Annotated in this window: 12 protein-coding genes and 1 tRNA gene; 5 read left to right on the forward strand and 8 right to left on the reverse strand. The window is 72.1% G+C overall.

What is annotated here, in order from left to right; translation table 11 throughout:
• Positions 1 to 73 precede the first annotated feature (73 nt).
• The 3 genes from glmU to MQE23_RS26370 all read right to left on the reverse strand — a co-directional run bounded on the left by glmU (position 74) and on the right by MQE23_RS26370 (position 2,601).
• Complete coding sequence (glmU, locus tag MQE23_RS26360) at positions 74 to 1,519, reverse strand: bifunctional UDP-N-acetylglucosamine diphosphorylase/glucosamine-1-phosphate N-acetyltransferase GlmU (protein WP_243380467.1); 1,446 nt, start codon at positions 1,517 to 1,519, stop codon at positions 74 to 76.
• A 131-nt stretch (positions 1,520 to 1,650) separates the two neighbouring features.
• Positions 1,651 to 1,726: transfer RNA gene (locus tag MQE23_RS26365), tRNA-Gln, on the reverse strand.
• A gap of 14 nt (positions 1,727 to 1,740) precedes the next feature.
• Complete coding sequence (locus MQE23_RS26370; RefSeq protein WP_037668209.1) at positions 1,741 to 2,601, reverse strand: hypothetical protein; 861 nt, start codon at positions 2,599 to 2,601, stop codon at positions 1,741 to 1,743.
• A 167-nt stretch (positions 2,602 to 2,768) separates the two neighbouring features.
• Between MQE23_RS26370 and MQE23_RS26375 the strand changes: the two genes are divergently transcribed.
• On the forward strand, positions 2,769 to 4,067 hold the full coding sequence (locus tag MQE23_RS26375; RefSeq protein WP_037668207.1) for a histidine kinase: 1,299 nt from the start codon (positions 2,769 to 2,771) through the stop codon (positions 4,065 to 4,067).
• Positions 4,068 to 4,110: 43 nt separating this feature from the next.
• On the opposite strand, the gene MQE23_RS26380 is transcribed toward MQE23_RS26375, so the two are convergent.
• Both MQE23_RS26380 and MQE23_RS26385 read right to left on the reverse strand, forming a co-directional pair.
• Positions 4,111 to 4,605 carry an SUKH-3 domain-containing protein gene (locus MQE23_RS26380; RefSeq protein WP_020271628.1) on the reverse strand — a complete coding sequence of 165 codons (495 nt, stop codon included), beginning with the start codon at positions 4,603 to 4,605 and terminating at the stop codon, positions 4,111 to 4,113.
• 86 nt (positions 4,606 to 4,691) lie between these two features.
• Positions 4,692 to 5,237 carry a YwqJ-related putative deaminase gene (locus MQE23_RS26385; RefSeq protein ID WP_020271627.1) on the reverse strand — a complete coding sequence of 182 codons (546 nt, stop codon included), beginning with the start codon at positions 5,235 to 5,237 and terminating at the stop codon, positions 4,692 to 4,694.
• A gap of 387 nt (positions 5,238 to 5,624) precedes the next feature.
• On the opposite strand from MQE23_RS26385, the gene MQE23_RS26390 reads away from it, so the two are divergent.
• The 4 genes from MQE23_RS26390 to MQE23_RS26405 all read left to right on the forward strand — a co-directional run bounded on the left by MQE23_RS26390 (position 5,625) and on the right by MQE23_RS26405 (position 10,984).
• Entirely contained in the window at positions 5,625 to 6,629 is a 1,005-nt protein-coding gene (locus tag MQE23_RS26390) for an SMI1/KNR4 family protein (RefSeq protein ID WP_020271626.1), read from the forward strand.
• Positions 6,630 to 6,637: 8 nt separating this feature from the next.
• Positions 6,638 to 9,340, forward strand: a complete 2,703-nt coding sequence (locus MQE23_RS26395) for an SUKH-4 family immunity protein (protein ID WP_243380468.1) — start codon at positions 6,638 to 6,640, stop codon at positions 9,338 to 9,340.
• Between the two features lie 151 nt (positions 9,341 to 9,491).
• Complete coding sequence (locus MQE23_RS26400; RefSeq protein ID WP_020271223.1) at positions 9,492 to 9,953, forward strand: carboxymuconolactone decarboxylase family protein; 462 nt, start codon at positions 9,492 to 9,494, stop codon at positions 9,951 to 9,953.
• 143 nt (positions 9,954 to 10,096) lie between these two features.
• Positions 10,097 to 10,984 carry a hypothetical protein gene (locus MQE23_RS26405; RefSeq protein WP_020271222.1) on the forward strand — a complete coding sequence of 296 codons (888 nt, stop codon included), beginning with the start codon at positions 10,097 to 10,099 and terminating at the stop codon, positions 10,982 to 10,984.
• 511 nt (positions 10,985 to 11,495) lie between these two features.
• Here MQE23_RS26405 and MQE23_RS26410 read toward each other — a convergent pair.
• From MQE23_RS26410 to MQE23_RS26420, 3 genes are all read right to left on the reverse strand, one after another.
• On the reverse strand, positions 11,496 to 13,109 hold the full coding sequence (locus tag MQE23_RS26410) for a cation acetate symporter (RefSeq protein WP_020271221.1): 1,614 nt from the start codon (positions 13,107 to 13,109) through the stop codon (positions 11,496 to 11,498).
• Positions 13,106 to 13,552, reverse strand: coding sequence for a DUF485 domain-containing protein (locus MQE23_RS26415; RefSeq protein ID WP_020271220.1), 447 nt, complete (start codon positions 13,550 to 13,552; stop codon positions 13,106 to 13,108). The genes MQE23_RS26410 and MQE23_RS26415 overlap by 4 nt, the downstream gene beginning before the upstream one ends.
• 163 nt (positions 13,553 to 13,715) lie before the next feature.
• Positions 13,716 to 14,240, reverse strand: coding sequence for a GNAT family N-acetyltransferase (locus tag MQE23_RS26420; protein WP_020271219.1), 525 nt, complete (start codon positions 14,238 to 14,240; stop codon positions 13,716 to 13,718).
• Between the last annotated feature and the right edge of the window lie 7 nt (positions 14,241 to 14,247).

A 14,247-nucleotide genomic window follows, 5' to 3' on the forward strand; every position in this document is an offset into this window, starting at 1 on the left:
AGGCCGTCTCAGCTGATGGGGGTGCGGGTATGCACTTATCACCGTACGCCGTGTTTGAGGCACCGGTTTCCGGTCACCCCTCCTCGGCCGACCCCCGGGAAGCCGCCTCGGCCGCCTTCGCGGCCGCGCTCCCCGGACGCTTCCGAGCCACCCAACCCTCGATATTCCGCTGCTGACCACGGGCCACGGCCAGCGAACCGGGCGGCACATCCTTGGTGATCACGGACCCGGCAGCGGTGTACGCGCCGTCCCCGACCGTGACAGGCGCCACAAACATGTTGTCCGAACCCGTACGGCAATGCGAACCGACGGTCGTGTGGTGCTTCTCCTGACCGTCGTAGTTCACGAACACGCTCGCGGCACCGATGTTGGAGTACTCACCGATCGTCGCGTCACCGACATACGAGAGATGGGGCACCTTCGTCCCCTCCCCGATCGACGCGTTCTTCGTCTCGACGTACGTCCCGATCTTGCCCTTGGCACCCAGCCGCGTCCCCGGACGCAGATACGCGAACGGCCCGACGGATGCCCCCGGCCCCACCTCCGCACCGACGGCCACGGTGTTGTCGACACGCGCACCGGCATCCACCCGGGTATCGGTCAGCCGGCAGTTGGGCCCGACCTCCGCGCCCTCCCCGAGATGGGTCGACCCGTGCAGCTGCGTGCCCGGGTGCACGACGGAGTCCTGCTCGAACGTCACCGTGACGTCGATCCACGTGGTCGCCGGGTCGATCACCGTCACACCGGACAGCATGGCCTCGGTGAGCAGCCGGTCGTTGAGAATGCGACGCGCCTCCGACAGCTGCACACGGTTGTTGATGCCGGCGATCTCACGGTGGTCGCCCGCCACGGACGCCCCGACCCGGTGCCCGGCCTCACGCAGGATCCCCAGGACGTCGGTCAGGTACTCCTCGCCCTGACTGTTGTCCGTCCGCACCTTCTTCAGCGCGTCGGCCAGCAGCTGCCCGTCGAACGCGAACACCCCCGAGTTGATCTCCCGGATCGACCGCTGCGCGTCGGTGGCGTCCTTGTGCTCCACGATCGCCGTCACGGCACCCGAGTCGTCCCGCACGATCCGGCCGTAGCCGGTCGCGTCCGGCACCTCGGCGGTCAGCACGGTGACCGCGTTGCCGTCCTGCGTGTGGGTCGCGGAGAGGGCCCGCAGCGTCTCGCCGGTGAGCAGGGGAGTGTCCCCGCACACGACGACGACCGTCCCGTTGACGGACCCGCCGAGCGCCTCCAGTCCCATCCGTACGGCGTGCCCCGTGCCGTTCTGCTCCGCCTGTACCGCCGTGCGGACGTCCGGGGCGATCTCGCCGAGATGGGCGGTGACCTTCTCACGGGCGTGGCCGACCACGACGACCAGGTTCTCGGGGTGCAGCTCGCCCGCGGCGGCGAGCACGTGTCCCACGAGACTGCGGCCGCAGAGCTCGTGCAGGACCTTGGGTGTGGCCGACTTCATACGGGTGCCCTCACCCGCTGCGAGAACGACGACGGCTGCCGGGCGGTTGGCGCTCACGGGATGCCCTTCGGCTGTGGATGGGGTGGGGTGACATCCGCAGGATACCGGGGGGTTTTGTGGGGGGTGGGGGTGTGGGGCCTGACCGGGGGTTCATGGGTCAGGATCCGAACTGAGGCTCTGGGGGCCGCTGGCTCCCCCGCAAGGATTCGAACCTTGTCCTGCTGGTACCAAAAACCAGTGTGCTGCCAGTTACACCACGGGGGACAGCGCCTCAGACCTTACCGGAGACGTGCCTGAGCGTGGGCAACGATGCCGCTCCACCAGCCTTCGATGCGGTTGTACAGCTCGGCACTTCGGGCAACCGTCACGACGAGGCAGCCGTGGTAGTCGTCGCCGGTGTTCTTGCGGACGGTTTTGGGGTTGTGCTTCTTCAGCGTCGGCCTGGCGAAGACCGACGCGTCGACGTCGGCCAGGTCTGCCCAATAGTGCTGGGCCGCGTCCACGTCCGCAGATTCGTGGATGAGTACCCGGAAGCCCAGGCGTTCCCGGCTTACCCCGAGCAGGTCGAGCCAGGCGAGGTAGACCTGGATCACCCCGGGGTCACTGTTGACGAAGATGACCCTCTCGCGCCGGTCATATGGCTTGCTCTTGGAACCCTCGGCCCAGTAAAGCGCGACGCCCGTCAGGAACAGCTCCCTGTCCGTGAGGTCACCCACCTCCTGTGTTGCGCTTTCCTTGGTGCGCTTGCGCTCTTCGTCCTGCGTGGCACGGAGCCGGGCGAGACCCGCTTGCATGAGAGCCCGCTGTTCCTCCGGCGTGTACCGGGGCTCCGGCTTCGGGAGGTCCCTCACCCACAGCGACACCGAGCTCCTCGAGCACCCCAGCTCCGCCTCGATCTGGTCGTACGTCCAGCCCTGGAGCCTGAGTTCCCGCGCATTCTGTCGTAGGTCGTCCTTCGCGTTCGGGCGCTTCGTCCAGGCCGGCGGGGGCTCGCCCTTCACCAGTTGGTTGAGGATGTCGTTGTTGAAGATCTTCAGCTCGTCTCGGATCTGGCGGAGGCTGTAGCCCGACCGCCGCAGGGCCACCGCCCTCTCCCGCAGTTCCTCGAAGTCGGCGTATTTGCCAGGGGCATGTGTCATACGCATACCGTCCGGGCGGAATGGAGGGCTCCGGGGTCGAACGGTGAGCGATTCAGCAGTTCGAGGGATATCGGGCCGTATCGCAGCCGAACGGTCACGGAGTGTGGTGCAGGCCAGTCCGGGAAACTCGCCGGAAAACCGGCGGGGGCCGCCCGTAGGCTGGAGGCATGACCGCGACGGGGGAAGACCATGTGACGGCCCGGGGAGGGCCGTGGTGGTGGGCCAGACGGCGTAGTGCCGTGTTCGATGTGAGTCTGGCCGTGGTGTCCGCGCTGGAGTGCGGGCTGGAGGGATTTCCATTCGCCAGGGACGCGGGGGTCCCGGTGGCCGCGGGGGTCGTTTTCGGCCTGCTGGCCGGGTCCGTGCTGCTCGTGCGGCGGCGCTGGCCGATCGCCGTCGTCCTGGTCTCGATCGCCATCACGCCCGCCCAGATGGGTTTCCTGATGGGCGTCGTCGGTCTCTACACCCTGGCCGCGGCCGAGCTGCCCCGGCGGATCGTCGCCTCGCTGGCGGGGATGTCGCTGGTGGGGACGTTGATCGTGACGTTCGTGAAGACACGGCAGGACATGTCGCGGGGGGACTTGGACCTGGGGGACTGGTTCGTGCCCTTCGCCGCCATCACGATGTCGCTGGGCTTCACGGCGCCCCCGGTGCTGCTGGGTCTGTACGTGGGGGCCCGGCGGCGGCTGATGGAGAGCCTGCGGGAGCGGGCGGACAGTCTGGAGCGGGAGCTTCAGCTGCTCGCGGAGCGGGCGGAGGAGCGGGCCGAGTGGGCCCGGAACGAGGAGCGGACGCGGATCGCCCGGGAGATGCACGACGTCGTCGCGCACCGGGTGAGCCTGATGGTCGTGCATGCCGCCGCGCTTCAGGCCGTGGCGCGGAAGGATCCCGAGAAGGCCGTCAGGAACGCCGCGCTCGTGGGGGACATGGGGCGGCAGGCGCTGACCGAGTTGCGGGAGATGCTCGGGGTGCTGCGCAGCGGTGGGGACGCGCGGCGTGAGCGTGCCGCCTCGGTGCCGCTGGCGGCGGTGGGGGTGGCTGCCGCGGCGGCGGCTTCGCGGGCCGCCGATGACGAGGGGCCGTGTCTGGCGGAGATCGAGGAGCTGGTCGGGCAGTCGGCCGCCGCGGGGATGGTGGTCGATCTGACGGTGGAGGGGGATGCCCGGTCGTATGCGCCGGAGGTGGAGCAGACGGCGTACCGGGTGGTGCAGGAGGCGTTGACGAACGTCCACAAGCACGCGGCCGGGGCGAAGACGTATGTGCGGTTGGCGCATCGGGTGTCGGAGATCGCGATGCAGGTGGAGAACGAGCCGCCCGAGGCGGCGGCGTCGTCGGCGAGGTTGCCGTCCGGGGGGAACGGGCTGGTGGGGATGAAGGAGCGGGTTGCCGCGCTGGGCGGGGTGTTCGTGTCCGGGCCGACGGACGCGGGGGGTTTTCGGGTGTCTGCGGTGATTCCGGCGTCGTAGCCCCCGCGGTTGAGGGGCTGGTGGCTGTCTCCAGTCGCTCTGGTCAGCCTGTTGTCAGGCGGGTCGGTGTCGTGCCGGCGATGAGGGCGGACAGGGCTTGGTCGATGTCGGGGCCGAGGTACCAGTCGCCGGTGTGGTCGAGGGTGTAGACGCGGCCTTCTGTGTCGATGGCGAGGAGGGCCTGGCTGTCGGTTTCGGCGCCGAGGGGGCAGACCTCGGTGCCGAGGGCGCGGCCGAGGTCGCCGAGGGTGCGGGCCATGTGGAGGCCGTGCAGGGGGTCGAGGTGGAGGGTGGCGGGGGCGACCTGGCGGCCGGGGCCGGTGGGGGTGATGTGGAGTCCGCCGAATTCGGCCCAGGCCTCGACGGCGGCGGGGAAGACGGTGTGGCGGTGGCCGGCGGGTGAGACGTGGTCGCGCAGGGCGTCCGCCCAGATCTCGGCCTGTTTGATGTCCCAGCGTCCGGGTTGCCAGCCGGCGGCGCGCAGGGCGGCGTCGACTTGTACGGCGAAGCGGGTGGTGGACGTGCGGTCGGTGTGCATCTGCCCTTCGTCTCGTCGAGGTCATGGGTGGCGTGCGGGGCGCGGTGCGGTGGGGTGCTTTCGGTGTGCGTGGGGGTGGGGGCGCGTCAGCCGGTCGTGGCGGCCGGGTCGACTATGCGTACGCCGAAGTGGGCGCTGAGCGCGGTGCAGGCGCGGCAGGGAGTGGCGAAGCTGCCGTGGAGGGGGTCGCCGTCCTCGCGGATGCGGCGGGCGGTGAGTTTGGCCTGCTTGAGGGCTTTGCGGGCCTCGCCGTTGGTCATGGGTTTGCGGGCGGCGCGTTTGCTGCGGGCGGCGTCGGCTGCGGCGATGTGGCGGGAGATGAGGATGGTCTCGGCGCAGCGGCCGGTGAAGCGGTCGCGCTGGGCGCTGGTGAGGGTGTCCAGGAAGTCCTGGACGAGGGGGTGCAGGGCCGGGGGTGTGTCGCCGCGGGCGGCGGTGCCGGTGAGGGTGGCGCCGCGGACGGAGAGGGCGGCGGCGACGGTGGGGAGGATGCCGTCGCGGCGGTGGTGGAGGACGGGGGCGTGGGGCGCTTCGGTGGCGCTCCAGCCGATGCGGGGGTCGCCGCCTCGCGGGTCGCCGTTTCGCGGGTCGGCGGACCTGCCGGTGTGTGGTCCCGTCTGTGTCGCGTTCATGATCGTATTCCCCTCCGTGCATCCCCCCGGGGGTCACAGACTGCCAAATGGCGTGGCTGGTGCGGAAGCTGGGGCGCGATGACACGCCCGTACCGGGGCGTGCCGTCACGGTGGGGTGACGGCTGGTCACGGAGGCGTAGGGGCGGCCGACCGGTGCCGGTGACCGGTGTCGTCGTACCGCATAGGCTGTCGGCACCGCGGGCGATGCGGTGATCCGTTCGGAGATCGATGCAGTGAACCGGAGGGTGATCCGTGAGGTGGGCGCGTGCGGTGACGTGCACCGAGGTGCACAGCAGTTGAGACAGAAGACGTGACAGTCGATACGGGCCGTAGTGCGCCAAAGGCGGTGAATACGGGTCGTACAGAGTGCCGCAGGGGGCAACCGCCATGACGACAGGTCGGCTCGGGCAGCAAGCCGCGCCGCCGAACGCGGCCTACGCCGGGCAGGTCGTGCATTTCCCGGATCCGGTCCGGGCGGCGCGTCACCCGAGAGGGGTACGGGTCGACGAGGGTGGTTACCCCGACTTCTCGCCCTACGCGCGTGCGGCCGCGGAGATCGCGGAGCCGCCGGAGGGGTTCGGCGTCGACGAGTTGCGGCTGACGGACTACGTGTCGGCGAACATGGCGCTGGCGGCGTCCGGGCACGAGCTGTGGGACACGGTGCCTGCGGTGGCGACGCCGCACGGCTGGACGTGGCACCACGCGGTGGGCACGCGGCGGCTGGAGCTGGTCCCGGTCGAGGTGAAGGCGTTGCTGCGGCACCACGGCGGCGTGGCGACGTCGGGCGTCGACCAGTCCAAGCGGGGCACGCGGCCGTTGCAGGAGACGCGTCCGGCGCACTTCGGGCTGCCGAAGTCGGGCGTGGCGGTGACGGAGTCGCAGGTGCAGGGGGCCGAGGAGGACCTCGGCTACCGGCTGCCGGGGCCGTACCGGTCGTTCCTGAAGGCGGCGGGGGGTTGTGCGCCGGTGGGTGCCGCGCTGGACGCGGAGCTGGGGCTGCTGATCGACCAGCCGTTCTTCACGGTGCGGGACGAGGCGGCCGTCAACGATCTGGTGTACGTCAACAAGTGTCTGCGTGACCATCTGACCAAGGACTACCTGTGTGTCGGGTTCGTCCAGGGCGGGCTGCTGGCCGTGAAGGTGAAGGGCGACCGGATCGGTTCGGTGTGGTTCTGCGCGTACGACGATGCGCGGGACGTGGATCCCTCGCTGCCGCCGGCGGAGCGGGTGGAGCGGCTGCTGCTGCCGTGCGGGGACGACTTCGACGTCTTCCTGTCGCGGCTGGCCGGTAATCCGCCGGAGTTGGAGACGGTGGCGAATCTGATGGTGGACGGCGGGTTCGCGCGTGTGGTGCCGGTGGGTGCGGTGTCGTCCTCGGCCGTGGGGGAGTGACTTCAGCGATGGTGACCTTCGCGCAGGCGCAGGAGCGCGCGGAAGAGTGGATCAACGGGGACGTGCCGTCGTACCAGCATCGTGAGGTGCGGGTGCGGGAGTTCGACCTCGGGTTCGTGGTGTGGGCCGAGGACCGGGCGGACGGGCCGCGGTCGGACGGTGGTGCGCAGCGGCTGGTGATCGCGCGGGACAGCGGCGAGGCGACGCTGTGGCCCGGGCTGCCGGTGGGTGAGGTGATCCGCCGGTACGAGGAGGAGTACGGCCGTCCGGACACGGCGGAGGAGCCGGCTCCGGCTCCCGCGGCCCGGGTGGATCTGAACCAGACGTCCTTCCTGCTGACTCCGCCGGAGTGGTTGCAGGACGCGGCGGACAAGCTGGGGATCCCGGATCGGCGGGCGGCGGGTACGCAGGCGGGTGCGGGTGCCGCGTCGGCTTCTGCCGGTGCTGGTGATTCCGCTTCCGGTGCCTCGTGGCCTGCTGCCGTGGGGAGCGACTCGGGGAGTGACCCCGGGGCGGGAGCGGCGACGGGGACGCCGGGTGTGCCGGCCGGGGCTACGCCCTGGGCCGGTACGGACACCAACGGCGATGCCGGTGACGACCGTTCCGTACCGCTGCCCGCGACGGTCTTCGCGCCGCCGCTGAGCGAGACCGACGCCGACACGCCGCCGCCGGCGCCGCCGGCGACGCCCGACGCCAAGACGACGCTGATGTCGGGCGGCAGCCAGCTTCCGCCGACGGCGGTGTCACCGGCGATCGACGATCCGAACGCGCAGGGGGGTGCGGGGGCGGGTGCTGCTCCGGCTCCCGGTGTGCCGGGTACGCCGCCCGGTGGTGTGCCGCAGGGCAGTACGCCTCCGGTGGCTTCCGGGCCCGCCGGTCCCGCCGGTCCCGCCGGTGTGCCGCAGCCGCCGGCCGGGCCGGGCGTGCCCGAGCGGCCGCTCGCGCCGAATGCCGGGGACATCGCCGACGCCGCGACCAGCAAGGCGACTCCGCCGCCGGGTCGTGGACGGGGGCCGACGACGCCGCCTCCGCCGGGCGCCCCCGGGATGCCGGGTGCGCGGCCGGACAGTACGCCTCCGCCGTCGGGGCCCGGGGCGCCGGGTACTCCGGCGGGCGGTTACGTGCCTACGCAGCTGGTGTCGGCGCTCGGGCCGGAGGGGCCCGGGGGGCCTGGAGCCCCGGGCAGCGAGGGCGCAGGTGCGCCGCTGCCTCCCCAGCAGCCGCCGGGTCCTCCCGGTGCGCCGAACCCGCCTGGTGCGCCGCAGCCTCCGGGCGCTCCGAATCCGCCCGGCGCCCCCGGTGGTACGCCTCCTGGTGGTGTCCACCATGCCGCGACGATGCTCGCCGATCCCGGCCGGGTGGGCCCGGGTGCGCCGCAGCCTCCGGGGCCTCCGGCTCCCCCCGGCGCACCTGGTGCGCCGGGCACCCCCCAGCCTCCTGGCGCCCCGGGTGCTCCCGGGGGCCCGGGTCCCGTGCACCACGCGGAGACCATGCTGGCCACGCCCCCGGCGGGCGGCCCCGGCGTGCCTCCGCCGCCGCAGGCCCCGGGCGCACCACCCGCTGCCCCGGGCGCCCAGGGCGCTCCTGGCGCGCCCGGTGCGCCGCCGATGCCGCCGCCCGGCGCCATGCCGGGTGCGATGCCGCAGGGTGGGATGCCGCCCGGCGCGATGCCGCCGCCCGGTCAGCCCGCCCCCGGGCAGCCTCCGGCGTACGGCTATCCGCAGCAGCCCACCGGGCAGCCGACGGTCGGCCCCGGCTACCAGGCCGTGCTGCGCTACCGCGCGCAGGACGGTTCCGAGCAGCAGCTGATCCGGCGTTCGGCGCCGGGTACGCCGCACCCGGAGTGGCAGATCTTCCACGAGCTGCGGGCCATGAACGTGCCGCCGGACCAGGTGCTGGAGCTCCACACCGAGCTGGAGTCGTGCGAGCTGCCGGGTGCGTACTGCGCGCGGATGATCCGGGAGCAGTGGCCGCAGGCGCGGATCACGAGCATTGCGCCGTACGGTACGGACCACGCGAGCCGGCAGCAGGGTATGCAGCAACTGCTGGCTCACCAGGGCGAGTTGCACCAGGTGGCGGACGGCCCGGCGCGTCCGGCTCCGGTGCGGGCGCCGTTGCCGCCGGTGCAGGCGATGCCGCCGATCCCGCCGGAGGGCATCGCGCAGGAGCTGGGTGCCGCGTTCGGGCCGGGGGTGTTCCGGTTCGAGCAGGCCGCCGTGTCCCGGCAGGGAGTGCCGCCGGTCGTGGCGCACACGCTGGTGGCGGCGGGCCTGCCGATGGACATGGGCCCCTTCTTCTGGGCGCAGGCGCAGCCGGGCCGGCCCGTGCCGACGCTGGCGGAGCTGGCGGCCGAGCGCGGTGTGCAGCCGGCCCCGGACGCGGGCTCCTACCTGGTGATGGGCAGCGACTTCGGCAAGGCGATCTGCGTGCAGTACGGCACGGCGAACATCGTCGCGGTGCCGGTGGAGGCGGGGCCGGGCGGGGCGCCCGTACCGCCGCAGTTCGTGAACACCGGGCTGCCGGAGTTCGCGCGCTGCCTGGCGCTGCTCGGGCGGATGTGGCGGCTCAGGTTCGGGCTGAACCAGGAGCAGGCGGGCCGTTGGACCGTCGACTTCCAGGCGCAGTTGGCCGCGCTCGACCCGGCGGCGCTCGGGTCGCCGGAGAGCTGGTGGTCGGTGCTGCTGGAGCAGATGTGGGACGGGCTGCTGTGACGCGCCGTCGCTGACGTGTCCTGAGGAGCCGGGTCCGGGTCGGTCGTGAGGCCGCCGGGCCCGGCTTTTTCGCGCCGGGCTGTCACATCTTCCTGCGCCGTTCCGTCAGTGCAGTGACAGCGATTCACCGCCGACGCAGGAGGCAGAGATCATGCAGGCACGGATGACCAACCCGGCGTACGTCCTTCCCGGCGCGATGAAGGGCATCGGCACCCTCTTCCAGGCGATCGGCGAGGGGGGCCTTCGGCAGGACGTGGCGGAGATCGTCGGGCTGCGGGCCAGTCAGATCAACGGTTGCGGTGCGTGTGTGCACGGGCACACCGCCAACCTCCGCAAGGCCGGGGTGAGCGAGGAGCGCATCGCGGCCGTCGCGGCCTGGCGGCACGCGCCGTTCTTCTCGGACGCCGAGCGCGCCGCGCTGAAGCTGACGGAGGCGATGACGCGGCTCTCGGATCTGTCGGAGGAGTCGGTTCCGGACGCGCTGTGGGACGAGGTGGCCGACCACTTCGACGAGAAGGAGATCTCCGCGCTGATCCTGACCGTCTCGGTGACGAACATGTTCAACCGCATCAACACGACCATCAAGGAGCCCGCGGGCACCACGTGGGGCTGACGGCCGTACGGCCGGGCCGGGGCCCGGGGCCTCTGTGCGGAGTGTCGTGTTAGGAACGCTTCCGTCTGATCCACCAAGATGTGCGCGAAATCATCCCGTTTCGTGCTCGATCGCGCGTCGGCGTGGTGGAGAGGGGCCCCAGCATGAGCAGCGCATCGGCGTCCCCGCACGGCTTCCAGGCCGTGCGGGGACGCGGTTACCGTCCGGAGCAGGTCGACGAGTACGCCGAGGCCCTCTCCGACGACCGTGACGCGGCCTGGGAGAGGGCCGCCCGGCTGACGGTGCTCGCCCGGCAGATGGACGCGGAACTGGAGCGGCTGCGGGAGGCCGTCGCGGGACTGGTCCCGCAGACCTACGAGTCGCTCGGGGAGCGGGCGCGGCGGCTCCTCGAACTCGGCCAGGAGGAAGCGGCGGCCGTGCGGGAGGGTGCGCGGCGGGAGGCGCGGCAGCTTGTGGACGAGGCGTGCGCTTCCGCGGCCGGCGCGCGCGAGTCCGCGCAGGCGTACGCCGATGCCGTACGCGCCGACGGCGACGAACGCGCCCGGCAGCGGCTGCTCGCGGCGCGCGCCGAGGCCGACGAGATCCGGGCCGCGGCCGACCGTGAGGCGAAGGAGCAGCGGGGCGAGGCGCTGGCCGCGTTGCGGGAGGTGCGGCGGCGCACCTCCGGGATGGCGGCCGAACAGGCCAAGGAACACGCCGAGCGGTTGGCTGAGTCGGACGAGGAGGATGCCGCCCGGGCGGCCGCGCTGGACGCCGACCACGCGGAAGCGGTGACCCGCGCCGAGGGCGCGCTGACCGAGGCGGAGCAGGCCTTCGCCGACGCCGATGACTCCGCCCGGCACCGGCAGGAAGAGGCATCCGCACGCGCCGCGGAGCTGCTCGCCGAGGCCCGCGCCCACGCGGAGTCCGTCGAACAGGAGACACAACGAGTGCTGCGCGAGCACGCCGAGCGCGCGGACGACGTACGGGCACACATCGACCGCGTCCACACCAGCCTGACGGCGTGGGCGGGGAGAGCGACGGCGGAGTGAGTCGGGCGTGCGGCGTGGTGGGGGCGGGACGGCGACGCCGGCCGCCGCGGATGGGAGCGCCGTCGGTCCAACGCAACCGTGGCGCCGCCGGCCACCGGCCGACGGCCGCGTGTTGGCGCCGCCGCTGGCCGTCGACGGACCAGCGGGCGTTGTCGAGGGTGCCGTCTGCCGTCCGCTGGCCGTCCCTTGTGCGTTACGCTGCCTGCCGCCCGGCCGACGCGTGCGGGTTGGGGCCGTCGCCGATCGTCGGCGGACCAGCGGGCGTTTGCCGCGGCTGCCGCCTGTCGTCCGCTGGCCGTCGCGTCCGCGGGGCGTGCTGTCCGCCGGCTCGCGGGTGTATGTCGGGGCCGCCTCCGGCTGTCGGCCGATTAGCGCGAGTTGCCGACGCCATCCGTCTGTCGTCCGCCGGCCGTCGCTTCTGCGCGCCGTCGGCGGGGCGCCGCCGGCCACCGGCCGACGGCGCCTGTTGGGGCCGCCGTCGGCGTTGCCGGCGGTCGTCGTGTTCTCCGTGTCAGCGGTTCCTGCGTATCGCGCCTGCCAGGATCCAGCCCTCCACCGCCTCGTACTCGTGGCGTTGTTCCTCCGACTTGCGGCGGCCGGAGGCCAGCGTGCCCAGCCAGCCGCAGGCGAAGCCCAGGGGGATGGAGAGCAGGCCCGTGGTGGTGAACGGGAACCAGTTGAAGTCGGAGTCGGGGAAGGCGGAGACGGGCGAGCCGGAGACCAGGTTGGTGCCCGGCATCAGCAGCAGGACCGCCAGGGAGCCGCCGATGAGGGTGCTGAGCAGGCCCGTCCGGGTGTAGCGGCGCCAGAAGAGGCTGTAGACCAGCGCGGGCGCGATGGCCGAGGCGCCCAGGCAGAAGGACAGCGTCACCAGGGGTTGCAGGCTGCGGTGCTGGACGAGCGTGGCCAGGAGGATCGCCGGGATGCCCACCGCCAGTGCGGAGAGGCGGGCCAGCGTCATCTCGCGGCGGGGTGACATCTCCTGCACCCGCGCCGCGAACACGTCGTGCGCGAGGGAGTTGGCGCAGGCGAGGATCATCCCGGCGACCGAGGCGAGCAGCGTGAGGAAGACGGCCGTGGTGACGGTCGTGAACAGGAACGTCTCCGCCGACGACACGTCCGCGCCGAACGCCGCCTGCGAACCCAGCAGGTACGCCGTGTTGCCCTGGGGGTCGACCTGGGCGATCACCGCCCGGCCGACCAGCGCGGTCGCGCCGAAGCCGACGACCGTGATGATCAGCACGAACAGCGCCACGCCCGACACCGCCCAGGACATCGAACGCCGCACCTGCCGGGCACTGGAGGCGGTGTACATGCGCATGGTGACGTGCGGCAGTACGCCACCGCCGAGGACGACCGTCAGTTGCGCGGTGATCATGTCCAGGTCGGGGCTGGGGCCGCTCGCGAACTGGAGGCCCGAGGAGAGGAACGCCGAGCCCACACCGCTGTTCGCGGCGGCCGCGTCGAACAGGGCCCCCGGGTCCCAGTCGAACCGGTTGAGGATCAGCACCGCGACCACCATGCCGGAGCCGAGCAGCATCACGATCTTCAGGATCTGGATGAGGGCGGTGCCCTTCATCCCGCCGATCGCCGCGTAACTGATCATCAGCGCGCCCACGCCGATGATGCAGCCCGTCTGCAACGACTCGCCGGAGAAGCCGAGGACGAACGCCATCAGCTGCCCGGTCCCCGCCAACTGCACGACCATCAGCGGCAGCAGCGCCGCCAGGGTCACCGCACAGGCCGTCATCCGGACGCCGCGTCCCGGCATACGGCGGGTCAGCGCGTCGCCCATGGTGAACCGGCCCGCGTTGCGCAGCGGTTCGGCCAGCAGGAACATCAGCAGCATCAGGGACAGCGCCGTACTGAGGGCCAGTACGGTCCCGTCGTAGCCGAACAGGGCGATCACTCCGCCCGTGCCGAGGACGGTCGCGGCGGAGATGTAGTCGCCGGCGATGGCCAGGCCGTTGCGCATGGGGGACAGGGAGCTGTAGCCGGTGTAGAACTCGTCGAGGTCGTCCCGGTCCGGGCCCGTCATGACACACAGCAGGAGCGTGATCGTGGCCACCGCCGTGAACCCCACGAGCGACATCGACTGGGCGTTGCCGCTGAACTCGGTGGTCACCGCGTTCCCTCCCGCCTGGCGTCCAGTTCGGACTGCTTGCGTATCCGGTCCGCGATCGGGTCGACGCGGCGGCGGGCCGTCTGCTCGTACAGGACGATCGCCAGCCAGGTCACGGGGACCTGGACGAGCGCGAGCAGCAGACCGGTGGGCAGGCCGTCGGTGACGGTGCTCGTCATGAACGACGGTGCGAACGCCGAAAGGATCAGGAACAGCACGAAGTAGCCGAGCGCCGTGAGCGTGGCCACCCGCCGCTGCCAGCGGTAGGCGCTGCGCAGCACCCGCAGGTCGCTGTGGTGCCCGAGCGCGGTGTGGCGCTGAGGGCGCCGCCCGGCCGGTTCGGGTGGCTGGGGCGGCTGCTGCGGCACCCAGGGGTAGGTGTCGTAGGAGGGCGAGGATTCCGGCGGGCGGTACGGGTAGGACGGTGGCGGCGGGTCGTAGGACATCCCGGTGCTCCTTGCGCGGGTCGGTTCCGGTGCGGCGGGCCGCAGGGAGGTTGGGGGGCGGGCGGCCACGCACGTTACTTCGGAGTACCCGGGCTGCGCGAGGGTTTCGGCAAACTGATCGGTCGGTACGCGCTTACCTTTTTGACCTCGGGTGTTACCGGCGTCAACCCATGTTCGCCGAAGGTGCCGATGGCGCGAAGTCCAAGTTCCGCCGCACGAAGCGGACTCCGGGGCGGCCGCTCACGGTGGTGTCCTCGACGCGTGTGAAGCCGTTGCGGGCCAGGACCGTCATGGAGGCGTGGTTGTCCAGGGTGGTGACCGCGGTGAGGGAGGTCAGCCCGTAGTCGGTGGCGGCAAGGCGGCACAGCTGCGCGACGGCCGCGGTCGCCACGCCCCGGCCGGCGGCCCGTTCGCCTATCCGGTAGCCGAGTTCGGCGCAGCCGTCCGCCAAGTCGACCAGATTGACCCGGCCGACCAGGGTCCCCTCCTCGTCCAGCACGACATGGAAGCGGCACACGCCCGCGTGCTGCTCCGCGAGGAGCGCCCGGAGGCGTTCGGCGAACCCGTCCGCCGTGAAGTAGGCGTCCCCGCGGTCCGGCACCGAGCGGGCGAAGTACGCCCGGTTCTCCAGCTCGAAGGCCAGCAGCGCGTCCGCGTGATCCGCCCGGAGCCGTTCCAAAGTCAGCATGGGCGGG

The organism is Streptomyces sp. HP-A2021 (assembly GCF_022807935.1).
In the GTDB taxonomy this organism is placed as follows: Bacteria; Actinomycetota; Actinomycetes; order Streptomycetales; family Streptomycetaceae; genus Streptomyces; species Streptomyces afghaniensis.